The following is a 23,950-nucleotide window of genomic DNA, read 5'->3' as shown; positions in this document are numbered from 1 at the left end:
AGCAATCCGCCCGCTTGTTACCCCACCAGCCTAGTGCCCCCGCTTACGCGGGCTTGAGCGAGCCGAGAACCTTCGCCACCACGTCTGTGCCCAGATTGTCGGGAACGGAGATGTACAACAACGTCGGACGCTGCCCGGCCCCGCGGTCCATGAGCACGATCGCGGCGTTCTCCTTCTTCCACTTGTAGCCGTTCTTCTCCGCGACGGCGGTGAAGTCGAGCTGGAACTGCATGACCCACGCGTCATGGTCGCCGATCTTCGTGGCCTTGTTCTCGATCAGCTTGGTCGTGTGCTGCGGCTCGTAGAACTGGGTGCTGAACTGCATGAACAGCGCCTTGGCGGTGTCCTCCAGAGCCGAGGCGCCGGTGTAGGGGATGAGCGCGGCCAGCGGGCCGGCGTAGGCGTTGCCGATCCAGTCCTTGTCGCCCTCGTAGTTCTCCTGCGAGCTGGCCTGCACGCCGCTCGTCCACATCTGCTGGGAGGGGTCGGCGCCGTTGACGTCGCCGTACGCCGGCACCTTCCAGCCGTCGGGCGCCTGGTAGGACAGGCCGCTCCGCGGGTCGGTGATGCGGCCGTCCTGCGGCTGCGGCAGCTCGCCGCCCTGCGGGGGCAGCTCGGTCGGCGGCCCGGCGGAGGGCGGTTCGGCCGTCGGGAACGGCTGCGGCTCCTCGGTGGTGGGCGAGGCGACCGGGGTACTGCTGCCCCGGTTGAGGAAGAAGATCCCGGCGACCACGATCAGCGCGACCACGACCAGCGCGGCCAGGCCGCCGAACACCCACGGCAGCGGGTTGCCCTGCTTGGGCGGCGGCGCCTGGCCGGGGCCGGGCAGCGGACCGCCGGCCCACTGGGTGGGCTGCTGCGTGGGCTGCTGGCCGAAGGCGGGCTGCTGGCGGGTGGGCTGCCCGTAGGCGGGCAGGCCCTGGGCGGGCTGACCGCCGTAGGGGGGCTGACCCTGCGCGGGCTGCTGGTCGGCGGGCTGTCCGTAGGGCGGCTGGCCGGAGGAGGGCCGGCCGTACTGGAGCGTGGGGTTCGCCGGGGTGGCCGACCAGTCGGGGGACGACTGGGGCTGCGGCCCCGGGCCCGGCTGCGGCCCGGAGGACGGCTGCTGCGGCTGAGGCTGCCGCTCCTGCGCGTGGGTGGCGTCCGTCCATTGGTTGCCGTCCCACCAGCGGAGCTGCGGCTCTCCGTACGGGTCGGGGTACCAGCCCGCGGGGGTCTGCGTGGTCATGCCCGTCAGATTAGTAAGAACCGCTTTGTTGCGCATTCAGGGAAGGTCAGCACTTGTAGGTGAAGCTCGCCTTGTCGGTACGCGCCGGGCCCGGCGAGAGCACCTTCAGCGTGGCCGTGGCCTTGACGTTGCTCTTGCCTGACAACGTCCAGCGCAGCGGCACCGAGTAGGACGTCTTGTCGGCGCTCGTGCGCAGGCTGCCCTTGACGACCTCCTTGTCCAGGTTCTTGCGCCACTCGTAGCGGATCTCGCCCACGCCGCCGTTGGTGACCACCGTCCCGGTCAGGACGATCGCGCCGCCGCAGCCCAGCGTCTTCTTCGGCGCCACCACGTCGATCGACCGCACCGCCAGCTCGGGGGCGTCCGTCAGCCTGAACCAGGCCACGATCGCGCCCGCCATGACGACCGCGAAGAGCGCCGTGGACAGGATCGTGCGCCGCCGCCGTCGCCGCGACACCTTGGCCACCCGGCCTTGGGACCGCTTCTCCGGCTGGTGGACGGTCGCGGCGCCGTCGCGTCCCTCGCGCCAGATGCGTTCGGCCGTCGTCTCGGGCTGCCGCACGGTGCCGGCACCGGCTCCCGGGCCGCCCACCCCAGGGCCGAACTGCAGGCGCGGCGGCGACCCCGACGCCGGCACGTGCAGCAGCGTGACGATGTCGCCCTCGTCCTGGGGCGCCGGCGGCGGCTGCGCGGCGAACGACGGCGGCTGCGCGAACGCCGACCTGCCGCGCGCCGCCCGCGCCAGCGCGTCCCGGCTGATCAGGCCGCCGGGCAGCGCCGCGCGTTCCTGGCTCAGCATGGCGCGGGCCGGTTCGAGGCCGAGTGTGGTGGCCGTGCCGGCGGCCCGTTCGAACAGGCCGGCGGCCCGCGGCGCGGTCTGCGTGAAGGACGCGGCCAGCCCGCGGGCCAGCGACGCCCAGCCCGCCGCGTCCCGCTCGCGCGGCGAGACCTGGCCGCGGATCGCGTCGGACAGGCCGCGCTCCGACAGCAGCGCGGCCCCCTCGGCGGTGATCACCACCGTGCCCGGATGCACCGAGCCGTGCGTGACCCCGGCGGCGTGCAGCGCGAGCAGCGTCTGCGCGGTCTCCGTCAGCACCGACGCCGCCCCCGCCGGATCGACGGGCGCGCCGGCGAGCAGGTCGGCCAGCGTGGGGCTGACCGCCTGCGCGGTGAGCAGCCACACCTGGTCGCCCGCCGCGACCACGTCGGCCACCGGGATCAGCCCGCCCATGCCGCCCAGCACGAGGTGCTGGTCGGTCATGACCGTGTTCACCACGCGCTCCCGGACGCCGGGCAGGCCGATGACCCGCGGGTCGAACAGCAGCGCCCCGGCCCTGCGGCCGTCCGGCGAGATGGCGTCGATCCAGTTGCCGAGCTCGGTCATCCACGTGTGCTCGGTCAGCCGGAATCCGGCGATACCGTTCCTGTGGTTGTCCATCCCCCTTGCCCCCCGGCGCGTCTAGCGCTGCTTTCTGTGGCGTCCTGCCATGCGACGTTTCACCGCAAGTGTGACCGGAACCGCGCCGGACGTCATCAGGCCGAGCGCGAGGAGTCCGGCCTGCGCCTTGCCCACCTGGTCCAGGGTGGGCGTCTCGGTGCCGCCGTCGCCGTCGCCGCCGCCGCTCGGCGTCCCGGTCGGGCTGGGCTCCTCCGTCTCCGAAGGCGGCGGGCTGCTCGGGGGCGTCCTGGTCGGCGGCGTCCTGGTGGGCGGGGCGGAGGTCTGGGTGGGCGTGGGAGTGGCCGAGGTGGGCTTGCTGCCGTCGCTGGTCGTGCTGTTCTTGCCGGTGATGTCCGGCTCGGGGGAGTCGGTCGGGGTCGGCTTCGGCGTCCTGACCGGCCGCCTGGTCGGCTTCCGCGTCGGGGTCGGCTTGGGCGTCCTGGACGGCGAGGCCGCCGCCGTCGCCGTCGGCAGGACGGGCGGCGGGGTCGAGACGGCCGGGTCCGCGGAGGTCGGCGTCGGGTCCGGCTCCGGGGTGGTCTCCTCGGGCGTCGCGGTCGGCTCCTCCTCCGTGGGCTCCTCGTCGATCACCGGGTCGGTCGCGCTGGGCGTGACCTCGCTCGTCTGGGCCCGCAGCACCGGCTCGTCGGAGGAGGAGTTGACCAGGATCACGCCCACGGCCACCACCACGCCCACGGCGACCGCGCCGATCGCGATCTTGGCCGAGAGCTTGCTCAGCAGGCGGGCGGGGTCGGGGAAACGGGTCTCGGTGAGCGCGGTCTGCGTCTCGGCGGCATCGTGCAGGGGGCTCGGGAACAGCAGGATCAGCAGGCCGGCGAGCGCGGCCAGGCGGCGGCGTCCGCGCTCCTCCCAGTCGGCCCCGTACGCCTCGGCCGCGATGGCCTCCAGCTCGGTCAGGAACGCCTCGGCGGACGGCGGCCGTTCGCCCGGCTGCTTGGCCAGGCCGCGTTCGACCAGGCTCTGGAGCGCCGTGGGCACTTCCTCGACGGGCGGCGGCGCGCTCTGGTGCTGGCGGGCGAGCGCGGCGACGTTGGGCGCCCGGAAGGGCCGGGTGCCGGTCAGGCACTCGAAGAACACGACGGTGGCGGCGTAGACGTCGGTCGCCGGCCCGGCGGCCCCGCCCGCCCACTGCTCGGGCGCCATGTACGGCGGCGTGCCCGCGGCGCTGGCCCCCTCGCCGGCCCGGACCGCGATGCCGAAGTCCACCAGCTTGCTGACCCCGTCGCCCTGGACCATCACGTTCTCGGGCTTGAAGTCGCGGTGGACGACGCCGATCGCGTGCGCGGCGGCCAGCCCCTGGAGCGAGCCCTTGAGCACGACCAGCGCCGCCTCGGCCCCGGTCGGCCCCTCGGAGCGCAGGATCTCGCGCAGCGAGACGCCGTTGACCAGCTCCATGACGATCGCCGCGCCCTGCCCCGACTCGACGTAGTCGATCAGGCGCGCGTGGTGCGAGCTCTGCAGGGTGCCGAGCAGCCGGGCCTCGTGCCGGAACCTGGCCACGAAGCCCATGTCGGCCCTGAGCTCGTCGTTCAGATATTTGATGGCGACTTCCACGCCGTCGTGGTCACGCGTGGCCAGGACCACCCGGCCGGCGGCACCGCTGCCCAGTTCCCGGACTTCGGTGTAGCCGGGGACCCCCCACTGCCCATCGCCGTACATAAACGGTCTCCTCTGGAGTCATTCGGGCCCCCACCCGCATCAAACGCTGCGTAGCTTAACCAGAGGGAAGGGCTTTCCCGCCACCGATATGCCGATATGGCCGAATTTGCGAGGTTAGTCCACCGTGCCGGGCTTATCGGATTGTGGGGATTCCTGCGGTTTGGGCGTTTCCTGTGGTTTTGGGGTTTCTTCTGGCTTGGGTGTCTCTCTGGGGCATTCTGGGGTTTTTCCGCTCGCCTGGTCCGGGCCGTCGGCCGCCTCCGGCGTCGTGCTCGCCGTGACGGTCCAGGTGGTGCCGCACGGGACGGTCCTGAGCGCCCGGCTCACCGTCCTGGTGTACGTGGTGTCGCCGGACAGCGTGAGCCGCTCCGAGCCGGCCGGCTCGCCGCCGAGCAGGAACCCCACCTCCAGCGTCACCGGCCGGTCGTCGGCGGTGACCACCGAGACGGTCGCCGCCAGGCCGCCCTCGCTCAGCCCGGCCCTGACGATCGAGACCCGTCGCACGGCGGGCGGGCAGGTGACCTCGACCCGGGCGGTCCGGACGCGGTCGCCGGCGCGGACCCGTACCGACAGGGTGGAACCGCACGGGCGCGCGCGGAAGGAGTGGGTGAAGACGCGGGAGTAGGAGGTCCGGCCGGACAGGCTGGCCGTACGGGTGCCGACGGTCTCGCCGTCCACCGCGAACGCGGCCTCGACCGGGAGCTCGCCGGTGCCGTCGGCGGTCACGCCGACCCGGGCGCGCGCGGTCAGCCCCGGCGCCTCGGGCATCGCCAGCGAGACGAACAGCCCGTTCACCCGCGTCTGGCAGGCCGGCACCGGCACCGAGGAGGACCGGGCGCCGCCCGGCGCGGCGGGGGAGGTGACGACGGTCAGCGTGACGGTCCCGCCGCACGGCCGTTCGCCGAGGTCCCAGGTGAAGGCGCGGGTGTAGGACGTCGCGCCGCTCAGCCGCAGGCGGTGGACGTGGCCCTCGCCGCCCGGCGCGGTCCACGTCCCGGTGGCGTTGACGGGAGCGCCCCCGGCGGTCCGGACGGTGACGGAGGCGCGCGCGACGCCGTCGCCGCCGACCGTGACGTCACCCACGCTCACCCTGAGAACGGTCGCGACGGGCGTCGGCGTCGGGGTGGGCGTCGGTTTGGGGGTCGGTGTGGGGGACGGCGTCGGGGTCCGGGTGGGCGTCGGTTCGGGCGTCGGTGTGGCGGTCCTGGTCGGCTTCCTCGTGGGCCCGGCCGTCGGCGTGCGCGGCGCCCGGGTGGTGACGGGCGGCCTGGAGGTCGTCGGCGGCGGCAGCAGCTCGGGCGGGGACGCCGGCGACGGCGGCCCCTCGTGCGAGGTGCGCGGCGTCGCCTCGGGGGTGGTCGGCGGCGCGAGCACCGCCTCGGCCGTGCTCGGCGGCGCGGTCACCGCCTCGGTCGTGGCCGGCGGCACCGCGACGGCCGCGCCGACCGGCTGCTCGGCAGGCTGCCGCCGGGCGGCGAGCGCGACCACCACCGCCACCGTCACCACCGCCACCAGGGCGGTGCCCATGCCCACCCGCACCGCGTTGGACCGCAGGCCGCGGAAGACCGTCCTGGCCAGGGACGTGGTGACCTCGGGGGTGGGCTGCGGCGGGGCCGGCAGGAGCAGCGCGAGCAGGGCGACCAGCGCGGCCAGGCGCCGTCTGCCCCGCTCCTCCCAGTCCTCGCCGTACGCCGCCCGCGCCGTGGCCTCCAGCTCCTCGACGAAGGCCAGGGCGCTCGGCGGCCGGTCCCGCGGCTCCTTGGCCAGGCCGCGCCGGACGAGCCCCTGGACCGCCTCGGGTGCGTCGTGGAAGGGCACCGGCGCGTGCACGTGCTGGTAGCCGAGCACGCTGGGCTCGGTCGACCGGTACGGCCGGTGCCCGGTCAGGCACTCGAAGAAGACCGCGGTGGCCGCGTACACGTCGGTCGCCGGCGAGGCGGGCCGGCCGGCCCACAACTCCGGCGCCATGTACGGCGGCGTCCCCTCCGGATGCGTGGCCGTGCCTTGCGGCACCGCGACGCCGAAGTCCACGAGCTTGCTCATCCCGTCGTCGCGGACGAGCACGTTCTCGGGCTTGTAGTCCTTGTGCACGACCCCGGACGCGTGGGCCCTGGCCAGGCCCAGCAGCGAGCCCTTCAGCACGACCAGCGCCGCCTCCGGCTCGGTCGTGCCGTTCTCACGCAGCAGGGCGCGCAGCGAGACGCCGTTGACCAGCTCCATCACGATGCAGGCGCCGTTCGGCTCCTGGATGTACTCCCACATCGTGGCGATGTTCGGGTCGCGCAGCGAGGTCAGCACCCGCGCCTCGGCCTGGAAGCGGGACAGGGCGGCGGGGTCGCGCAGCAGCGCCTCGGAGAGGTACTTGATCGCGACCTTCACGCCCGTCTCGTCGTGCACGCCCAGCACGACGCGCCCGCTCGCGCCCGCGCCGAGCTGTCTGATCTCCGTGTAACCGGGAGCACTCCACTCCATCGCCCTCTCCCATCAGGAGCCGGCCCACCTGATGAGACGCGTGATCAAGGAGTCGGGTTTGCCAGGTGGTTCCGGATTCATGGAACTACTCCCGACGGAGGATGTGAACCGGTATATCGATACCTTCTGGAAGTGCCGGATCCGGTTGCGGTTCGCCCCAGGTCGTGACCAGCGGATGCACCCCGGCCCAGACCGGCAGCGCGTAGTCCTCCTCCTCGTCCTCCGGCGCCCCGCTGCGGATCTTGACCGACGCCTCGGCCAGCGACAGGGCCAGCACGGCGGTGGCGGCCAGCTCCTTGCGCGTGGGCGGCCGGACGTAGTCCCACTGGCCGGGGGCGAGCTGCTCGGTGAGCGCCCGCAGGGCCGCCAGCCGCTCGTCGGGGTCGCTCACCAGCCGGGCGCGGCCGTAGACGATCGCCGAACGGTAGTTGAGGGAGTGGTTGAAGACCGAGCGGGCCAGCACGATGCCGTCCAGGTGGGTGACGGTGACGCACACCTCGGTGCCGTCGCCGGCCCGCAGCGAGCGCGCGCCGGTGGAGCCGTGCAGGTAGAGGGTGTCGCCGATCCGTCCGTAGCCGGTGGGCACGACCATGGGATGGCCGTCGGCCACCACGCCGAGATGGCAGACGAGCCCGCTGTCGAGCACGTCGTAGAGATCGTTCCGGTCGGTGCTGCCGCGGTGCTTCTCTCGGCCGAGAGCCGTGCGCGGGGTGGAGGAGAGCATGATTCGACGCTAATCGCGAAGTGGACCTATCCTGTAGGGCCACTAACCGACCCTTCCTAGAGACCACTTTCGTGCGCACCCACATTGACCTGCCGGTATCCCTGTCCCGCGACTCGGCCGTCCCGCTGACCACCCAGCTCGCCGGCTGGCTGCGGCACGCCATGATGGGCGGCGCGCTCGCGCCGGGCGAGCGGCTGCCGTCCACGCGGGCGCTGGCCGACCAGCTCAAAGTGAGCCGGACGGTCGTCACCGAGGCGTACCAGCAGCTCTACGCCGAGGGCTGGCTGGAGGGGCGCCACGGGTCCGGCACGTTCGTGGCGGCCATGGAGTCGCACGTCCCGCCGCGCGAGAGCCCGTACGAACCGGCGCCGCCCGCCCGCCGTCCCGAGGGCGAGTGGATCGACCTGCGTCCCGGGGACCCCTGGGTGCGCGACTACGACCGGGCCGCCTGGAAGCGGGCCTGGCGCAGCGCCGGCGAGCTGCCGCCCGGCGACTCGCCCGACCTGCACGGCCTGCCGCGCCTGCGCGAGCTGCTCGCCGACCACCTGCGCAGGGCCAGGGGCATGGCCGTCGGCCCCGAGAACGTCCTGGTCACCAGGGGCACCGGCAACGGGCTCGACCTGTGCGCGCTGGCCCTGCTGGCCGGCGGCGGGCGGGCGGGCGTCGAGGACCCGGGCTACCACGTGGCCCGCACGGTGTTCGCGGCCAGGGGCGCCGAGGTCGTGCCCTGCCCGGTGGACGAGGACGGCGTGATCGTCGACGACCTGCCCCGCGACCTGCGCGTCCTCTACACCACCCCGGCCCACCAGTACCCGCTGGGCGGCCGGCTGCCGATCCCGCGCCGGGAACGCCTGCTGTCCTGGGCCAGGAGCACCGGCGCCACGATCGTCGAGGACGACTACGACGCCGAGTTCCGCTACGACGTCGCCCCTCTCCCCGCCCTCTACGGCCTCGACCCCACCCGCGTCGTGCTGCTCGGCTCGCTGTCCAAGACCCTGGCCCCCGACGTCGGCGTCGGCTGGCTGGTCGGCACGCCCGACCTGGTGAGCCGGATTGCCGCCCTCCGCGCCGCGGTCTCCGACCGCACCAGCGGACCGGTCCAGCAGGCCGTCGCCACCCTCCTGGAACGCGGCGACCTCGACCGCCACCTGCGCAGGATGCGCCTGGAGTACGCCCGCCGCCGGGCCGCCGTGGTGGAGATCCTCGGCCCGGTCTGCCGCCTGCGCGGCGACACCGCCGGGCTGCACGTGCTGGCCGAGCTGCCGGCGGGCGACGTCCAGGAGGTCGTGGAGCGGGCCAGGGAGCGCGGCGTGCTGCTCGACCCCGCCGACCGCCACCACCACGACCGCGCCCGCCTGCACGGCCTGGTCCTCGGCTACGGCTCGGCCTCGCTCAGGGACGTCCGGCGCGGCTGCGCGGTGCTGGCCGGGCTGATCCGGGATGCTCAGACCGGATTGAGTATCTGAGCGCTGGCGCCCGCCGGGCCGCCGTCGGCAGGGTGGCGGGCATGAAACCCTGGCTCCTGCCGGCCTCGCTGATCGTCACGGCGGTCACCGCGTGGCTCGTCCTGTACGCGGGCGTGCCCCTGTCCACCCTCCTGTCGCTGGGCCTGGGCGCGATCTGCCTGGTCTGGCTGGCCGTCCTGCTGACCTTCCCGTGGAACCTGTCGTTCGCCGCCCGGCAGGTGGTGCGCGACATCGAGGTCTCCCGCGAGACCGGCATCGACGTCCCGGCCCGCGGTGCGGAGGAGGCCAGGACGATCGCCCGCCGCATGCTCGTCCTCGCGGTCGCCGGGCACGTGGTCTCGGCCGTCGTGGTCGCGGTGGTCACGTTCTTCTCCGGGCGGCAGATCGGCTACTACTTCGCCGGGTTCTACCTGCTGGCCACCGCGTTCCGGCCGGCCGGAGCCTACGTCGGGCACCTGCGCGAGCGGGTCAGGACGCTGGGACGCGAGGTCCGCTACCCGCGCCTCGACGTGATCGCGCTGCGCGACCAGGTCGAGGCGCTGTCCGCCGCCGCCGAACGGCTCACCCGGCAGGCCGAGGAGCTCGGCGGCGAGCTCGCGGCCACCAGGGCCGGCCTGGAACGGGCCGACCACGACCTGGACCGCCGGATCACGCTGATGGCCCGCCGCTTCGAGGAGACCGTGGACGGCCTCAACGACAACCAGGAGATCATCACCGGGCTGCGCGCGTTCCTCAGACTGCTTCGCGCGGACCCCACATAGGCGGCTCCAGACCGCGCAGGACGGGCAGCGAGCGGGCCGCGTATAGCGGGTCCACGGGCAGCACGTGCCGGGCCCACCAGCGCGCGGGGCCCGGGTCCGGCGAGGCGTCGGTGAAGCCGAGGGCGTACTCGTCGTACGGCGGGTCGTACAGGTAGCCGGTGGCCACCCCGCGGCGCTCCAGCTCGGCGACGGCCGCGTCCCTGTCGCGCACCAGCAGCGGGACGCGGAACAGCGGCTGGTCCAGGTTGTCCAGCACGGCGGGCGCCACCGTGGGCAGCTCGGCCAGCCGGGCGATCCCGGCCAGCCGCCGCGCCCGCTCGCCGGGCACCTTGGCCAGGCGCCTGGACTGGTACCAGCGGACCAGCCGCCCCCGCCGGGCGCGGTAGGCCGCCAGGTCGGCGCGTACCCACGGGTCGAACGGCGGCAGCGCGGGCACCTGCTTCAGCGCCAGCTCCAGCGCGTCGGGCTCCAGGGCGATGCGGTAGCCCTCGCGCTCCTCCTGCATGCCGAGGGCGCGCATCAGCGCGAGCGCCGGGCGGACGAGGTCGAGCCTGAGCGCCGCCTGCCGGGCCATGGAGGTGGCCACGCTGAACAGGTCGGCGCGCAGCGCGCCGGGGACGAGCAGCTCGTCGCGGGCGCGTTCGAGCGCTTCGAGGTCGGCGCGGTCGGTCACCGCGAGCACGCCGCCCGAGCCCGCGCCCGGATGCTTGGACAGGCTGAAGACCCCCGCCTGGCCGAACGTGCCCAGCGGGCGCCCGCCCGGAGCGGTCTCCAGGGCGTGCGCCACGTCCTCGATCAGGATCTTTCCCGCGAAGGCCGACACCTGGTCGGGCAGGCCGTACAGGTTCGTCGTCAGGACGGCGTCCACCGTGGACAGGTCGACGCGGGAGACGTCGATGTTGCCGTCCCGCGGGGACAACGGCGCGATCACCGGGCGCAGACCGGCCGCCAGCACGAGGAAGAGGATCTCGTCGGCCGAGACCGGAGACATGAGCAGCCGCTGACCCGGCAGGCACCAGTGGCGCAGCGCGAGGTAGAGGCCGAGGCGGTTGGATGGGAGCCACAGGCAGTGCCGCCCGGTGCGCTCCGCGATGAGTCTCACCCTTGTAGGACGGTACGCAATCGCCCAAAAGTTTTCAACGCTTTGTCGGCGGTCTTGAGCAGCAGCGGATTGGCCATCACCGTGGCGCGCGTCTTGCGCACCGGCACCCGCATCATCCAGTGGACCCCCGCCGCCACGCCGGCCCTGGCCACACGGCCCTCGGCCACCTCCAGCTCGCCGTTCTTGAGCTTCTCCTTGTACTCCTTCTCGCCCCGGCCCATGTCGATCACCTGGACGCCCGACGCGGCGGCCGCCTCGGCCATCGCCAGGTGGTGGATGAGCCCGGGGGAGTACTTGGCGTAGGCGGTGTCGTAGGCCGGGAACCAGCCGGCCAGCGTCGTGCGGGTGCGCACCCCGAAGTGCCCGGCCACCGGCACGTCGTCGACGTAGACCATGTCGAGGACGCCGGCGAAGCTGTCGGACCGGGTGGCGAGCAGCCGCTCGACCAGCTCGACGATCCACCGCTGGGAGAACCGGTCGGTGCGCCCGGTACGCCGGTACTGGTCGGTCTTCCAGCCGAGCAGCGTGTGCAGCGGCCCGGTTTCGGCGATCGCGTAGTCGTGGCGCAGCGGCCCCGACTCGCGCTGCAGCTTGCGCGACTTGGCCAGGGTCGACTTGTACGTCTTGCCGGACCGGGCGCGCAACGTCTCGGTGTAGGGGCCCCACCCGTCGCGCAGGTCGATGATCGGCGAGGGGTGCGTGGTGCACCGCCCGTCGAGCAGCGGCTGGCCGGAGACCAGGTGGTCGAACTCGTAGACCGACAGCCCGCAGTCCTTGATCAACCGATGCGGGTCGAGGTCGAGGCCCTTGGCGTGGACCAGGCCCTGCGCGTCGGTCAGCCCCGCGGCGACCGGCTTGCCGATGCCCAGCGGATGGCGTTCGAAGGGGAAGAAGCCGACGATGTCCGGCCCGTCGTACAGGACGGCCACCCGGACCAGGTCGCGGAGCTCGCCCACGGTGACCGTGAACTCCGGGGACAGGAAGGGGTTGTCGAAGGCGGCGTCGGACTCCTGCAGGGCGCGCCATCGGCTGAGCTCGGGCTGTCCCAGATCGCGAGGGTGGGCAACGGTGACGCGCATGGGCTCCTACTGTCGGCTTACCACAACCTGACCAGCATGCGGTCAGAGGTGTAGGGCCAGGTTAAAGGATGGGCGCCCATGCCTGGGATGTGCCGGGCCTACTGTTATGCAACTCTCAGCTGGCTTTCAGGACCGAGTGGCGTTCTAATGTGTGTCCATGACGGTACCAGGGATCGACTGGCCGCGGCTGGTCTCGTGGCTGGGCAGGAACGTGCCGGACGCCGGGGAGCCGCTGTCCGTCTCGCTGATCTCCGGAGGCAGGTCGAACCTGACCTACCTGGTGGAGGCGCGCGAGCGCCGGCTGGTGCTGCGCAGACCGCCGCTGGGTCACGTGCTGCCCACCGCCCACGACATGCGGCGGGAGTGGCGGGTCATCTCCGCGCTGGCGCCGACGCCCGTCCCGGTGCCCGAGCCCGTCGCCTTCTGCGCCGACGAGGAGGTGGTCGGGGCGCCGTTCTATGTCATGGGGTACGTGCCCGGCGCCGCCGTGCAGACCAAGGACGAGCTGGGGCAGCCGACGCCGGCCCAGACGCGGCGGCTGTCGGAGCGGCTGGCCGAGGTGCTGGCCGCCATCCACGCCGTGGACTACCGGGAGGTGGGGCTCGGCGACTTCGGCCGTCCCGAGGGGTACCTGGCCCGGCAGCTCGACCGGTGGTGCCAGCAGTGGGAACGGTCGAAGACCGCCGACCTGCCCGACTACGACAGCCTCGTACGGCGGCTGCGCGAGCGGCTGCCCGCCGCGTCCGACAGCACCCTGGTGCACGGCGACTACCGGCTGGACAACACGCTGGTGCGCCTGGCGCCGCCGCCGGCCGAGATCGAGATCATGGCCGTGGTCGACTGGGAGATGTCCACGCTCGGCGACCCGCTGGCCGACCTGGGGCTCACGCTGACGTACTGGCACGACCGCGGGGACGACGAACGGGCCCGCATCCCCGTGTCGGGCGACGTGACGGTGGCGCCGGGGTTCATGAACGCCGCCGAGTTCGCCGCCCACTACGGGAAGGTCTCCGGCCGCGACATCTCGGACCTCGGGTTCTACGTGGCCTTCGGCAACTTCAAGCTGGCGGTGATCGTGGAGGGCATCCACGCCCGCTTCAAGCAGGGTAAGACCGTGGGGGAGGGGTTCGACCGCATCGGCGCGGCCGTGCCGACGCTGATCTCCCGCGCCCATCGCATGCTCGACCAGCCCTGACCCCGCAAGGAGCCCCATGAGCACAGTTGCACTCATCACCGGAGCGGCCAGCGGCATCGGCGCCGCGGTGGCCCGGCGGCTGTCGTCGGGCGGCGCGAAGTGCGTCCTCGTCGACCGCGACGGCGAGGGCGTCGAGCGGGTGGCCAAGGAGGTCGAGGGCGCGTGGCTGGCCGCCGACGTCAGCACCGAGGAAGCCTCCCTGGAGGCCGTCGCGCTCGCCGAGCAGCGGTACGGACGCCTCGACCTGGTGCACCTCAACGCCGGCATCTCCGGGGGCGTCGACCTGGCGAACTTCGACCTGGAGCGCTACCGCGCGATCGTCGGCGTGAACGTGGACGGCGTCGTCTTCGGCGTGCGCGCCAGCGTGCCGCTGCTGGCCAGGTCGGGCGGCGGCGCGATCGTGGCCACGTCCTCGCTGGCCGGGCTGGTGGCCTTCGCCGGCGACCCGATCTACACCATGACCAAGCACGCCGTCGTCGGCCTGGTCCGGGCGCTGGCCGAGCCGCTGTCCCAGCAGAACATCCGGATCAACGCCGTCTGCCCCGGATTCACCGACACTCCGCTGGTGGCCGCCGCGCGGGAGATGTTCGTCGACGCCGGATTCCCGCTGCTCACGGCCGAGGACGTCGCCGCCGCCGTCGAGTCCGCCTTCTACGCCGAGACGCCGGGCACCCTGCTCATCGTGCAGCCGGGTAGGCAGCCGGTGCCGTACCGTTACTCGGGGGTTCCCGGGCCCGCGGGCGGTCAGCGCCCACCCGCTTCCGATTGACAGCAAGTCTGCTGCAAGCGGAACGATTACCGTCATAAGGGCCGGGCACTGCCTGGCCCTTGTACGTTGCGTGATGGTAAGGAGCGTTCCGTGATTCCCACCGAGGGCAGACACGCGCGCAAACGGTCGCCATGGCCGATCGCCCTGGGGGCCGGCGTCCTCGCGGTCGTGCTCGTCGTCGGCATCATGGTCTACGCGGGCATGCGGTCGAGCTCCCGCGAGGGCTTCAAGGGCGGCGAGGTGGCCGAGGTCGGGCCCACCCAGGCGCCGCCGCGGCTCGAACAGCCGCCCGTGCTCCACGACTGGCCCCGGTGGGGCATCACGCACACGCAGTACAGCACCGAGACCGAGCCGCGCCCGGTCGTCGAACAGGCCAGGGGCATGCTCGGACGGGTGCCGATGCTGCAGAACCAGCACATCATGGGCTGGGGCGTGGGCAACCCCGAGCCGAGCCCCGGCCAGTTCAGCTTCCGCGACCTCGACCGGCGGCTGACGTTCATGGCGTCGTCGCGGGCGGTGCCGGTGATCACCCTGTGCTGCGCGCCCGACTGGATGAAGGGCGGGCAGCCCGGACGTACCGACTGGAGCAAGAACCACACCGTCGCCCCCAAGCCGGAGCACTTCGACGACTACGCCAAGCTGGCCGCGCGGGTGGCCCGGCAGTACCCGACCGTCAAGTACTACATGGTGTGGAACGAGTTCAAGGGCTTCTGGGACCCCTCCACCAACCGCTGGGACGCCGAGGGGTACACCCAGCTCTACAACAAGGTCTACACGGCGTTGAAGAAGGTCGACCCGCAGATCAAGGTGGGTGGGCCGTACATGCCGATCGAGACCGGCTCGGGCGGCGGGCCGTCCGAGCTGAAGGGCCCGTGGGGGACCGTCGACCAGCGGGCGCTCGACGCCATCGAGTACTGGATCGAGCACAAGAAGGGCGCCGACTTCATCGTCGTGGACGGCGCCTCGATGACGACCGACAAGGGGAACGTTCCCGACGACTTCGGCGCTCTCGGCAAGTTCGGCGCGATCACGAAGTGGCTGCGGGAGAAGAGCGACGACCTGCCCGTCTGGTGGGCCGAGTGGTACGTCGAGCCGGAGAACTCAGGGTGGAGCGAGGAGCGGCGCACGGCCGTGCAGGCGGCGGCGATGATGGAGTTCGCCAGGAGCGGCGTCACCACCGCCCTGTACTGGAACCCGCAGGTGAAGGGGACGGGCCAGTGCGACGGCTGCCTCTGGGCGCCCGGGCGGGGGGACGAGATGCCGATGGCGGGGCTGCTGAGCGGGTTCACCCGGTGGTTCCCGGCGGGGGCGCGGCTCGACAGCGCGGTGACGTCGTCCGACCCGAAGGTGAAGGTGCTGGCGCAGGAGCAGCAGGTCGTCATGGTGAACACGTCCGACCGGGAGGTGACGGCCACGGTGGACGGCAAGGCGGTGACGCTGGGGGCGTACGAGATCAAGTGGGCGGGAAGAGGCGGCGCCTGACGGCACCCGACGCCTGCGGCGCCCATGGTCCCAAACCCGGCGCCTGCGGCGCTGATGGTCCCCCCCGGGAAGGGCGCCTTCGGCACCCCCTGGAAGGGCGCCTTGCGCATCCCTGGTTGGCGCGTCGTTCTTGGTCATCGGCGACGTACGGCGCTCACCTGCGCCTCGGCTCCTGGGGTTCGCCGCGGCTCCTACACCGGACTCCACGACACCGTCACCATGCGTCGAACACCCACGAGAGCCCCTCAGCCTAGGCATCGCCCTCACCCGCCGGCCTGCCTCGCCCTCACCCCCGGCGACTCCCGACACCCGAGCCCGCACCCAGGCCCCTCCCCACCCGACCCCGGCTTCACGACCCGGCCTCACGACCCCGGCTTCACGACCCCGGCTTCACGACCCCGGGCCCGTTCCGGGGCAGCCGCCCGGTACGGTCCACCGCTTCACCGATCCCGACACACATGAACGTAGAGTGGTGCTCCATAAGCTGAAAGTGACTGACTTGTGATGCCGGGGACCGTGATGACCGACAGCAACGCCGAGCCGCCCATCGTGCACATCCTCGACCCGATGAGCGCGGCCTACGACGCCGCCTTCGCCACCTTCCTGGCCCACACCGACCAGAAGATCCGGGCCCGCGAAGAACTGGCCCGGGTCGTGGGACGGCTGCCCCACCGCCGTACGCTCATCGACGCCGGCGCGGGGACGGGCGAGACCACCGCGTGGCTGGCTCCCAGGTTCGACCGGACGATCGCCATCGAGCCGAACGAGCACCTGCGGGCCGAACTGGCCCGCAGGTGTCCCGAGGCCACGATCCTCGGTCAGGACATCGCCACCGCCGCCCCGGAGGAGACCGCCGACCTGGTGTTGTGCGCGCACGTCCTGTACTACCTGCCGCAAGATTCCTGGCTGCGGCAGCTCCAGAGGCTGGCCTCCTGGACGGCCGAGGGCGGCTTCGCCGTGGTCGTCATGCAGAACCCCGACAGCGACTGCATGCGCCTGCTGCGCCGCTTCACCGGTCATCGCTACGACCTGGACGCCCTCGGGCGCGCCTTCGCCGCCACCGCGGGCACCGAATGGGAGATCGGCATCAGCACCGACCCGGCCTCCGTCACCATGCCCGACCTGGAGACCGCCCTGGCCGTCGCGCAGTTCATGCTGAACGTCGTCCCGCTGTCGCAGCCGCCCGCCATGGACGAGGTCGCCGCCTACCTCCAGGAACACTTCCGCACCCCGGACGGCTACCGCCTGAGCTGCGATCAGGACTTCCTGGAACTCCAGCGCAACGGCCCAGACGCCTGACAACAGGCAACCCGCCCGGACCGCCCAGTGGCGGCCCGACGCGGCCCTGACGGGCCTCCACGGTCGGCCCTGACGGCCTCCGCGATCGGCCGGGACGGGCCTCCGCGATCGGCCCTCACTCGCCCTGGGCGGGTGGCGGCGTGACGGCCATCGTGAAGGCGGTCTCGGTGAGGAGCGCCTGGTCGAGCACGATGTGCGGCCGCGTGCCGCGTTCGAGCTGCTGGAGGCCGAGCACCACCGCCAGCGCGAGCAGCGCCCGCCGTTCCGCCTCCCCCTCGTCGAAGCCCAGCCCCACCAGGAGCCCGGCGACGAAGTCGACGCGGCGGCGGGTGACCCGGGTGACGATGTCGGCGACGCCCTCGCGTTCGGCGTCGAGGTAGAGGCGGCTCTCGCCGCCGCGCCGCCCCGCGCGGGCCGCGACCGTGCCGAACAGGGCGCGCAGCCGGGCGCGCGGCTCGGCCTCGGCGGAGGCGGCCGCGATGATGTGCTCGGTCTCCTCGGCCTCCCAGCGTTCCATGACCGCCCGGACGAGCGCGCCGCGGTCGGCGTGGTGCCAGTAGAAGGAGCCCTTGGTGGTGCCGAGGTCGCGGGCGACGGCCTCGACCCGCACCGAGTCCAGCCCGATCTTGGTGAACCGCGCGTACGCCGCGTCCACCCACTGTTCCGCCGTGATCCGGCCCCCTTGCGCCATTCGCCATACGGTACCGTATAGTCCTCACCATACGGCACCGTATGGAGGCGTCATGAGAACACCCGTCTACTGGTCGTCCGCCCTGGACGACATGCCCGCGCCCGACTACGCCGACGTGGTCGTCGGCGTGCTGCCGCCGCGCGCGACCGACGACCCGCGGACCTGGGCGAAGGCCGTCTTCTCGATCAGGTCGATGCCCCGCTGGATCGCCGCGGCCCTGTGGTTGCGCCAGGCGGTCGTGCCGCTGGTCGGCATCCCGCGCGCGCCGCGCGACGTCTTCCGGGTCGCCCGGGTCGAGGGGGAGGAGGCGCTGATCGCGGCCGACGACCGGCACCTGGACTTCCGCTGCGGGGTGGGGGTCGATCGCGAGGCCCGGCTCGTGCGGGTCACGACCACCGTCCGGCTGAAGGGCCGGCGCGGCCGGCTCTACTTCTGGCCGGTACGCCTCGTGCACCCCATCGTCGTCCGGGCGATGCTCCGCTCGGCCCAGCGCCGCCTGGGTGCGCCTAGAGGGTGACGACGACCTTGCCCGTGGCGTGGCCCTGCTCGACGTGGGCGATGGCCTCGGGCACCTGGTCCAGCCGGTACGTCCGGCTGACGACCGGGACGACCTGGCCCGCCTCGACGAGCCCGCGCACGGCGGCCAGTGTGTCCCGGTCCGCGGCCGTGACGAAGTTGACCAGGCGCTGCCGGACGAACGGCTTGGTCACGAGCACGCGCAGGATGCGCCCGGTCGGCCCGAGCAACGACCCGCCGCCGGAGCCCCCGTTGGGGACGTAGGCGCCGGTGGGGGCGAGGGCCCGCCGGTAGTCCGCGAGACGCCGGTCGCCGACGTTGTCGAGGATGACGTCGTACCGGCCGGGATACCGGGCGAAGTCCTGCCGGGTGTAGTCGATGACCTCGTCGGCCCCCAAGGACGCGACGAGCTCCGCCTTGCCGCCGCTGCACACGCCGGTCACCTCGGCGCCCAGTGCCTTGGCGATCTGCACCGCGAACGTCCCCACCCCGCCCGCCGCGCCGACGACCAGGACCTTCTGCCCCGGTTTGACCTCGCCTCTGGTCGCCAGGGCCTCGTAGGCGGTCAGCGCCGCCAGCGGCACGGCCGCCGCCTGCTCGTACGTCGAACCGGCCGGCTTCTCCAGCAGCACCTTGTCCTGGGGGACGGCGACGTACTCGGCGAAGGCGCCCCGGAAGTGGCCGAACACCTCGTCGCCGGGCTTCAGCCGGGTGACGTTGCGGCCCGTCGCCTCGACCTGACCGGCCAGATCCATGCCGAGCCCGTCGAACTTGGGGCGGCGCAGCCCGGAGACGGCCCGCATCACGTACGGCAGACCGCGCACGAAGTGCCAGTCGCCCGGGTTGACGGCCGCGGCCCGCACCCGGACCAGCACGTCGTCGTCGCCGACCGGCGGCGGATCGACCTCGCGCAGTTCGACGACGGCCTCGGGCGGCCCGTAGGCGGCGTAACGGATGGCCTTCATGGCACGCTCCTACTCGACGGTTCTGAGGATCTGCTCGATGGACGCCGTGCGGGCGCGCAGCTCGGCCAGGTCGGCGGCCGAGCGCTGCTGGGCGTCAAGGGTGTTCTCGGCGAGCTGCTCGAACCGGTGCACGAGCCGGCGCAGGTCGTCCTTCTGCAGGGCCTCCAGCTTCGCCTTGCGGAAGTCGAAGAGGCCGACGATGACCAGGCAGATCAGGAAGCCGGTCACGAGCAGCACACCGAGGATGAAGATCACCTCGGGCCAGGCGGTGGGCATCAGGGGCGCTCCTTGGGCTCCGGGTCGGGCGCGGTGAGGGTCTTGGCCGCCTCGGCCAGCGCCGCTGCGGTGAGGTGGACGTCGAAGTCGGTGACTTCGTAGTACTTCATGGCCTTGCCGTCCTCGGAGAGCTCCAGCGTGCCGACGATCAGGCCGGCCGCTTCCAGCCGCCGCAGGTGCATGTGGAGGAGCGGACGGCTGACGCCGATCTCGCGGGCCAGGTGGCTCACATAGTCGCGGCCGGCGGCCAGGGTCGCGACGATGCGCACCCGCAGGGGGTTGCCCAGCGCCGCCAGCATCTCGACCAGCTCGTCACCGGTCGGCCCGGCATCGGTCATGATTTCCCGTCACGTGAAAGATTTTCCTTACACATGAGAGCGTACCTCGCCCAAAGGGTTTTTGGGCAGAAGATTTCAGACGGTCTGCGCGGAGTCGGGAGCCTTGTGCCGCTCGCCCGTGGGCCTGCGCCAGTACGTCAGGAAGCGCAGCACCCACTCCACCGGCCCGTACCGGTGTCCCTTGAGCCACCAGTGGCTGTAGAGCACCTGGACGGTGAAGATGGCCAGCGCGATCAGCACCTCGACGGCGGGGCTGACCCGGTCCACCAGGGCCAGGCCGTAACCGGTGAAGATCAGCGAACAGATCAGCGACTGGCCCAGGTAGTTCGACAGGGCCATCCGCCCGGGGGCGGCCAGGGCCCGGCCCACCCGCGGCAGGTACGGCAGCACCCGCAGGAACGTGGCCGCGTACGCGGCGGCCAGCAGCGGCGCGGTCACCAGGTCGATCGCCTCGCCCAGGAACTTGTTCACCGTGCCGTTCCAGGCCGACTGCGTGTAGACGAAGGCCCCGGCCAGCCCGACCGTGAACCCGGTCCACTGCAGCCTGCGCAGCGCCACCTTGTGCGCCGACAGGTTCCGCAGCACGCCCAGCTTGCCGACCGCCAGCCCGATCAGGCACGCGGCCAGCACCGCCGGCCCCTGGAACAGCACCCGCAGCAGGACGATCAGCGACAGCTTGCGCATGTGCTCGGAGATGATCTGCCAGAACACCCCGCCGAGGGCGGTGTCGGACCTGGCGGCCTCGGCGGTGCCCTCGGCGACCGTGCCGGAGGCGTCCAGGCCGACCATCGCCAGCAGGGCCAGCATGAGGAACCCGAACGCGAGCACCAGGGTCAGCAGCCCGGCCAGCACGATCGCGGTCTTGGGGCCGATCCGGCGCAGCACCAGCAGCGCGATCCCGACGAACGCGTACGTGGTCAGGATGTCGCCGGGGAACAGCAGCACCGCGTGGGCCAGGCCGATCAGCAGCAGCCCGCCCAGGCGGCGCAGGAACATCGGCACGAACGCCCGCCCCTGCCGGACGGCCGAGTCGAGCTGGAGCGTGAAGCTGTAGCCGAACAGGAAGGAGAACAGCAGGTAGAACTTGTTCTCCATGAACAGCGTCACGAGCCAGCGCACGACCCAGTCGAGCGAGGAGTCGAAGCCGGGCTCCGCCATCCCGGCCATCCGGTAACCGGAGGCCAGGAAGGCGATGTTGACGACGAGGATCCCCAGCAGCGAGAAGCCGCGCAGGGCGTCCACAGAAGTGATCCTCGCGGCCGCGAGTCGTGCATCGGGCATGGCGGGAAGTGTCTCCTGTGTCCTCATCAGGCCTACATCATCCCGCAAAACCTTAGCGTTTCCTGTGAATTCAGTTATTTAGTGCGATGTGGATAAATCTCTCCACGATCACTGCTACTGAGATCAAGAACGACGGGATGGCCAGGAACATCAGCCCTCTGCGCGCCCGTCGTGCCCGGTTCGGCCCGTTCAGCCCGATGACCTCGTAGCCGAACAGCGCCACCCACGTCACGACCAGCGCCCCGATGCCGACGGGCGTCCACGGCGAGGTGGGGTCGCCACGTCCCTTGTAGGGGTTGGGATCGGGGATCTCCGTGCCCTTCACGAACTTCTTCCAGGTGTAGAGCGCGGCGTCGTCGTTGGAGAAGACCTTCTTCAGGTCGGGCGAGGCGTCCAGCGCGGCCCGGAACCGCTGTCCCCAGTCCTCCGGGAAGCCCTCGTTGAGCTGCAGGTAGCTGACCTGCCCGCGGCTCACCATCAGGTACGAGTTGCGCGGCTGCTCCTTCAGCTTGGCCACCGCGTCGGCGATCTGCGTCGGGTCCTTGTGCACCAGAGCCTGGACGCCGAAGTTGACCAGCTCGACGTCCCGCTCGCCCCACGGCAGGGTCGGCGTGACCTCCGGGCCCTCCTTGGGCACCAGGTAGAGCACCTTGGCGCTCGGCTTGTCGTGGTCGTAGACGTAGTGCAGGGCGGCGACCTCGCCGGTGGTGACCCGTTCGAACTTCTCGTTGCCGTACCTGGCCAGCAGGAACGCGAAGGCGAACAGCACCGCGAAGCAGGCCGCGAGCACGACCGAGATCTTCCTGGTCAGCTCGGGGTTGAAGCGCACGTTCCGCCTGCGCAGCGGCACGGTCTCCTCGCGCACGTCCGCGCTGTCGGCCGGCAGGTTCGGGAAGAACGCGTAGGCGGCCAGCAGGCAGGAGCCGGGCAGCGCGAACATGTATATGCGCAGCCCGATCTCGCCGCCGTAGCTCTGCAGCCCCAGCGCCAGCACCGGCACGCACAGCAGGATCAGCGCGGACCGGTCGAACACCCCGCGGCGCAGCCGCCGGAACAGCCCGGCCGCCGCCAGCGAGAGGATGACCCCGAGGATGCCGAGCCGCGCCTGCAACACCAGCGCGTGCGCCGGGTCGCTGCCCTCGACGCGGTCGGAGGTGGCGCTGCCGATGTTCTGCAGGATCTTGCCCAGGCCGCCGAAGATCGCGTCGATCTGGCCCGCCCAGAACCCGACCGTCATGTAGCTGATCCACGCCAGCGTCACGAGACCGAGGAAGAACGGCAGCGCCCAGGTCAGCGAGGTCCGCTTGAAGATCAGGAACGCGGTCACCACGCCGAGCATCATGAACGGCGTGATCTGGTGCGAGGCCACCGACGCGAAGAACAACGCCAGGAGCATCAGCAGCATCAGCAGCTTGTCGGCCCGGTAGGTGCCGGTGTTCACGATCTCGCCGGGCGTCATGGCGTCGAGCTTGCCCAGCAGCTTGCGCAGCCCCTTGGGCGGGATCGGCTTGGTGCGCGGCTCCACCCGTCCGAACCAGCGCAACAGGATCGCCACGAACGCCAGATACAGGGCGAAGGTGAACCCCTGCGGCGAGAAGTAGTCCTGTCCGATCCACTGCACGAGGATGAACAGCAGCGCCGCGAACCAGCGGGCCCGCGTCGTCGCCACCACCTGGCGCAGGATCAGGACGAACGGGAGCAGGTAGAGCAGGTTCGACAGGAGCGGCGTCCACTGCAGGATCGTCGTCATGTCGGTGATGCCGGCGGCCTTGGTGACGAACGCGAACAACGCGAAGAAACCCGGCCAGCCCATGCGGGCGTCGATGCTGATCGCCGTCTCGCCCGTCCTGGAGATGAACTCCACGAAACCGGCGTGGATGTACGCCGTGGGGAAGCGCGGCTCGGTGGCCACCAGGGCGCCCGCGCCGTGCAGGGCGAACGTGATGGCGGCGATCTGGAACAGCAGCAGGAACTTGCGGTCGGTGCTCTGGGCGACCGTGACGAAGAACGACACGATCATGATCAGGAGGGCGACGAACGCGGTCGCCGGCAGCGCCGAGATCAGGCCCAGGCCGTTGATGTTCTCCGGGTCCACACCCCACAGCGGGCCCGGGGGCACGCGCAGGGCGAGGATGTACATGAGCAGGCCCTCAAGCACGAGGACGACGGGCAGCCACTTGGGCGCGCTGGCGACCAGCGCCCCGACCCGCCCGCCGGCGGTCCGGCCCTTCTGCCCCGCGGCCACGGGCGCGCCTTCGCCGCCCAGCGGGCCGCCCACGACCTGTCCGTCACCGGAAGCCGCCGGAGCCCGCTCGACCACCGGAGCCCCGACCCCGGACGCCGCGACGGCACCGGCATCGGCCGTCCGGGTAACAGGCGCCCGGAAGGCAACGGTCCTGCCGTCACTCTCACCCTCGCCGTCAACGACAGCGCCGGCCTTCTGGGGCCCGCTGCCCTGCGGACCGGACGCACCAGACGTACCGGCGACGGCCGCACGGGCGGCATCCGCGCCGGATGCGCCTGCGTTCCCCGCGTCGGCGACCCCGGTGCGACCAGGGCCCGCCTCCCCGTTCGGCGAGGCCCCACCCGCGTCGGAGGAGCCCCCGGAACGAGCAGACCCTGTCGCAGGCGACCCAGCCGATCCCGAAGCACCCGATCCAGCCGATCCCGCAGCACCCGACCCAGCCGCGCCAGCCGCGCCAGCTGCGCCGGAGCCCTTCGGGCCGCTTCCCGCACCCTGGGGTGTCGCGGAGCTCTTAGAGGAGCTGTCGCCGCTGTCAGCGGTCGTGGGGGAGCCGCCCTTGGCGGCCCCGGCGGCGGGAGCCTGGGGAGACTCCGCCGCAGGCATCGGCATGGTCCCGGCGGTCGGTGAGCTCTTCGCGTCCGAAGCCGCGGGCCTCTCGGTGCCGGACGGCTCGGCCGGGGCGTGGGGTGCCCTGGCGGTGAACGCGTTGGGCCCCGCCGTCTTCGGCTGGGCCGCGACGTCACGCTCGGCGAACGCCTGCGAAGGCCCGGAAGCGGGCTCGTCTGTCGTGGGAGGGTGGCCGATGTGCACGGTTCCGGGGACGCGGAAGGCCGTCGTCGTCTCGGCGTTCACCTCCGCCGGGGAGCCGGACGCCTCCGGCGCCTCCTCGTCCGACGCCGGCGGGGACGCCGGAGCGCCCCCTTGACCGTCGTCGAACGTCAGC

21 protein-coding genes are annotated in these 23,950 nt (G+C 72.3%); 8 read left to right on the top strand and 13 right to left on the bottom strand.

The features are described from left to right. Positions 1-43: 43 nt before the first annotated feature. The 5 genes from ACIBQ6_RS07435 to ACIBQ6_RS07415 form a co-directional block, all read right to left on the bottom strand. On the bottom strand, positions 44-1,228 hold the full coding sequence (locus tag ACIBQ6_RS07435) for a DUF2510 domain-containing protein (RefSeq protein WP_397210645.1): 1,185 nt from the start codon (positions 1,226-1,228) through the stop codon (positions 44-46). A gap of 46 nt (positions 1,229-1,274) precedes the next feature. Further along, positions 1,275-2,666 (bottom strand): hypothetical protein, encoded by a 1,392-nt coding sequence (locus ACIBQ6_RS07430; protein WP_397210644.1) that lies wholly within the window; start codon positions 2,664-2,666, stop codon positions 1,275-1,277. Between the two features lie 21 nt (positions 2,667-2,687). After that, positions 2,688-4,346: a protein kinase gene (locus ACIBQ6_RS07425; protein ID WP_397210643.1), complete on the bottom strand. Its 1,659-nt coding sequence runs from the start codon at positions 4,344-4,346 to the stop codon at positions 2,688-2,690. A gap of 114 nt (positions 4,347-4,460) precedes the next feature. Beyond that, a complete protein-coding gene (locus tag ACIBQ6_RS07420) occupies positions 4,461-6,818 on the bottom strand; it encodes a protein kinase (RefSeq protein WP_397210642.1) in 2,358 nt (785 codons plus the stop codon). 85 nt (positions 6,819-6,903) lie between these two features. After that, positions 6,904-7,542 (bottom strand): pyridoxamine 5'-phosphate oxidase family protein, encoded by a 639-nt coding sequence (locus ACIBQ6_RS07415; protein ID WP_397210641.1) that lies wholly within the window; start codon positions 7,540-7,542, stop codon positions 6,904-6,906. Positions 7,543-7,613: 71 nt separating this feature from the next. Between ACIBQ6_RS07415 and ACIBQ6_RS07410 the strand changes: the two genes are divergently transcribed. Together ACIBQ6_RS07410 and ACIBQ6_RS07405 are read left to right on the top strand one after the other, a co-directional pair. Beyond that, positions 7,614-9,008 carry a PLP-dependent aminotransferase family protein gene (locus ACIBQ6_RS07410; RefSeq protein ID WP_358288047.1) on the top strand — a complete coding sequence of 465 codons (1,395 nt, stop codon included), beginning with the start codon at positions 7,614-7,616 and terminating at the stop codon, positions 9,006-9,008. Positions 9,009-9,049: 41 nt separating this feature from the next. Next, positions 9,050-9,769 carry a hypothetical protein gene (locus ACIBQ6_RS07405; RefSeq protein WP_358288044.1) on the top strand — a complete coding sequence of 240 codons (720 nt, stop codon included), beginning with the start codon at positions 9,050-9,052 and terminating at the stop codon, positions 9,767-9,769. On the opposite strand, the gene ACIBQ6_RS07400 is transcribed toward ACIBQ6_RS07405, so the two are convergent. Together ACIBQ6_RS07400 and ACIBQ6_RS07395 are read right to left on the bottom strand one after the other, a co-directional pair. After that, positions 9,741-10,871: a DegT/DnrJ/EryC1/StrS family aminotransferase gene (locus ACIBQ6_RS07400; RefSeq protein WP_358288041.1), complete on the bottom strand. Its 1,131-nt coding sequence runs from the start codon at positions 10,869-10,871 to the stop codon at positions 9,741-9,743. The genes ACIBQ6_RS07405 and ACIBQ6_RS07400 overlap by 29 nt on opposite strands. Further along, complete coding sequence (locus tag ACIBQ6_RS07395) at positions 10,868-11,950, bottom strand: GNAT family N-acetyltransferase (protein ID WP_397210640.1); 1,083 nt, start codon at positions 11,948-11,950, stop codon at positions 10,868-10,870. The genes ACIBQ6_RS07400 and ACIBQ6_RS07395 overlap by 4 nt, the downstream gene beginning before the upstream one ends. A gap of 157 nt (positions 11,951-12,107) precedes the next feature. Here ACIBQ6_RS07395 and ACIBQ6_RS07390 point away from each other — a divergent pair, with 157 nt between their 5' ends. The 4 genes from ACIBQ6_RS07390 to ACIBQ6_RS07375 all read left to right on the top strand — a co-directional run bounded on the left by ACIBQ6_RS07390 (position 12,108) and on the right by ACIBQ6_RS07375 (position 16,695). Next, complete coding sequence (locus ACIBQ6_RS07390; protein ID WP_352351965.1) at positions 12,108-13,145, top strand: phosphotransferase family protein; 1,038 nt, start codon at positions 12,108-12,110, stop codon at positions 13,143-13,145. A gap of 16 nt (positions 13,146-13,161) precedes the next feature. After that, positions 13,162-13,914, top strand: a complete 753-nt coding sequence (locus ACIBQ6_RS07385; protein WP_397210639.1) for an SDR family oxidoreductase — start codon at positions 13,162-13,164, stop codon at positions 13,912-13,914. Positions 13,915-14,004: 90 nt separating this feature from the next. Next, a complete protein-coding gene (locus tag ACIBQ6_RS07380) occupies positions 14,005-15,396 on the top strand; it encodes a xylan 1,4-beta-xylosidase (protein WP_358288031.1) in 1,392 nt (463 codons plus the stop codon). Between the two features lie 519 nt (positions 15,397-15,915). Beyond that, positions 15,916-16,695 carry a class I SAM-dependent methyltransferase gene (locus ACIBQ6_RS07375; protein ID WP_397210638.1) on the top strand — a complete coding sequence of 260 codons (780 nt, stop codon included), beginning with the start codon at positions 15,916-15,918 and terminating at the stop codon, positions 16,693-16,695. A gap of 115 nt (positions 16,696-16,810) precedes the next feature. Here the strand turns inward: ACIBQ6_RS07375 and ACIBQ6_RS07370 are convergent, their stop codons facing one another. Beyond that, entirely contained in the window at positions 16,811-17,386 is a 576-nt protein-coding gene (locus ACIBQ6_RS07370; protein WP_397165991.1) for a TetR/AcrR family transcriptional regulator, read from the bottom strand. A gap of 52 nt (positions 17,387-17,438) precedes the next feature. Here ACIBQ6_RS07370 and ACIBQ6_RS07365 point away from each other — a divergent pair, with 52 nt between their 5' ends. Beyond that, entirely contained in the window at positions 17,439-17,903 is a 465-nt protein-coding gene (locus ACIBQ6_RS07365) for a DUF2867 domain-containing protein (RefSeq protein ID WP_397210637.1), read from the top strand. Here the strand turns inward: ACIBQ6_RS07365 and ACIBQ6_RS07360 are convergent. The 5 genes from ACIBQ6_RS07360 to ACIBQ6_RS07340 all read right to left on the bottom strand — a co-directional run bounded on the left by ACIBQ6_RS07360 (position 17,893) and on the right by ACIBQ6_RS07340 (position 23,040). Next, positions 17,893-18,867 carry an NAD(P)-dependent alcohol dehydrogenase gene (locus ACIBQ6_RS07360; RefSeq protein WP_397210636.1) on the bottom strand — a complete coding sequence of 325 codons (975 nt, stop codon included), beginning with the start codon at positions 18,865-18,867 and terminating at the stop codon, positions 17,893-17,895. The genes ACIBQ6_RS07365 and ACIBQ6_RS07360 overlap by 11 nt on opposite strands. Before the next feature lie 9 nt (positions 18,868-18,876). Beyond that, a complete protein-coding gene (locus ACIBQ6_RS07355; RefSeq protein ID WP_352326042.1) occupies positions 18,877-19,143 on the bottom strand; it encodes a hypothetical protein in 267 nt (88 codons plus the stop codon). Next, positions 19,143-19,481, bottom strand: a complete 339-nt coding sequence (locus ACIBQ6_RS07350; RefSeq protein WP_352351957.1) for a winged helix-turn-helix domain-containing protein — start codon at positions 19,479-19,481, stop codon at positions 19,143-19,145. Before ACIBQ6_RS07350 ends, ACIBQ6_RS07355 begins: the two co-directional genes overlap by 1 nt. A 75-nt stretch (positions 19,482-19,556) precedes the next feature. Then, positions 19,557-20,762: a DUF418 domain-containing protein gene (locus ACIBQ6_RS07345; protein WP_397210635.1), complete on the bottom strand. Its 1,206-nt coding sequence runs from the start codon at positions 20,760-20,762 to the stop codon at positions 19,557-19,559. Positions 20,763-20,832: 70 nt separating this feature from the next. Beyond that, positions 20,833-23,040: a hypothetical protein gene (locus ACIBQ6_RS07340; RefSeq protein WP_397210634.1), complete on the bottom strand. Its 2,208-nt coding sequence runs from the start codon at positions 23,038-23,040 to the stop codon at positions 20,833-20,835. 523 nt (positions 23,041-23,563) lie between these two features. On the opposite strand from ACIBQ6_RS07340, the gene ACIBQ6_RS07335 reads away from it, so the two are divergent. Beyond that, a complete protein-coding gene (locus ACIBQ6_RS07335) occupies positions 23,564-23,932 on the top strand; it encodes a hypothetical protein (protein WP_397210633.1) in 369 nt (122 codons plus the stop codon). The last annotated feature ends 18 nt before the right edge of the window (positions 23,933-23,950 follow it).

Origin of the sequence: Nonomuraea sp. NPDC049655, assembly GCF_044465465.1 — a bacterium.
Taxonomy (GTDB): domain Bacteria; phylum Actinomycetota; class Actinomycetes; order Streptosporangiales; family Streptosporangiaceae; genus Nonomuraea.
This window is presented reverse-complemented; position numbering and strand designations above follow the sequence as displayed.

What these genes read in the sequence shown, in the direction of transcription:
- ACIBQ6_RS07425 (WP_397210643.1), bottom strand. Translation starts at nt 4,346, where the DNA reads ATGTACGGCGATGGGCAGTGGGGGGTCCCCGGCTACACCGAAGTCCGG.
- ACIBQ6_RS07355 (WP_352326042.1), bottom strand. Translation starts at nt 19,143, where the DNA reads ATGCCCACCGCCTGGCCCGAGGTGATCTTCATCCTCGGTGTGCTGCTC.
- ACIBQ6_RS07365 (WP_397210637.1), top strand. Translation starts at nt 17,439, where the DNA reads ATGAGAACACCCGTCTACTGGTCGTCCGCCCTGGACGACATGCCCGCG.
- ACIBQ6_RS07385 (WP_397210639.1), top strand. Translation starts at nt 13,162, where the DNA reads ATGAGCACAGTTGCACTCATCACCGGAGCGGCCAGCGGCATCGGCGCC.
- ACIBQ6_RS07420 (WP_397210642.1), bottom strand. Translation starts at nt 6,818, where the DNA reads ATGGAGTGGAGTGCTCCCGGTTACACGGAGATCAGACAGCTCGGCGCG.
- ACIBQ6_RS07430 (WP_397210644.1), bottom strand. Translation starts at nt 2,666, where the DNA reads ATGGACAACCACAGGAACGGTATCGCCGGATTCCGGCTGACCGAGCAC.
- ACIBQ6_RS07415 (WP_397210641.1), bottom strand. Translation starts at nt 7,542, where the DNA reads ATGCTCTCCTCCACCCCGCGCACGGCTCTCGGCCGAGAGAAGCACCGC.
- ACIBQ6_RS07395 (WP_397210640.1), bottom strand. Translation starts at nt 11,950, where the DNA reads ATGCGCGTCACCGTTGCCCACCCTCGCGATCTGGGACAGCCCGAGCTC.
- ACIBQ6_RS07435 (WP_397210645.1), bottom strand. Translation starts at nt 1,228, where the DNA reads ATGACCACGCAGACCCCCGCGGGCTGGTACCCCGACCCGTACGGAGAG.
- ACIBQ6_RS07360 (WP_397210636.1), bottom strand. Translation starts at nt 18,867, where the DNA reads ATGAAGGCCATCCGTTACGCCGCCTACGGGCCGCCCGAGGCCGTCGTC.
- ACIBQ6_RS07345 (WP_397210635.1), bottom strand. Translation starts at nt 20,762, where the DNA reads ATGCCCGATGCACGACTCGCGGCCGCGAGGATCACTTCTGTGGACGCC.
- ACIBQ6_RS07350 (WP_352351957.1), bottom strand. Translation starts at nt 19,481, where the DNA reads ATGACCGATGCCGGGCCGACCGGTGACGAGCTGGTCGAGATGCTGGCG.
- ACIBQ6_RS07370 (WP_397165991.1), bottom strand. Translation starts at nt 17,386, where the DNA reads ATGGCGCAAGGGGGCCGGATCACGGCGGAACAGTGGGTGGACGCGGCG.
- ACIBQ6_RS07405 (WP_358288044.1), top strand. Translation starts at nt 9,050, where the DNA reads ATGAAACCCTGGCTCCTGCCGGCCTCGCTGATCGTCACGGCGGTCACC.
- ACIBQ6_RS07375 (WP_397210638.1), top strand. Translation starts at nt 15,916, where the DNA reads ATGACCGACAGCAACGCCGAGCCGCCCATCGTGCACATCCTCGACCCG.
- ACIBQ6_RS07390 (WP_352351965.1), top strand. Translation starts at nt 12,108, where the DNA reads ATGACGGTACCAGGGATCGACTGGCCGCGGCTGGTCTCGTGGCTGGGC.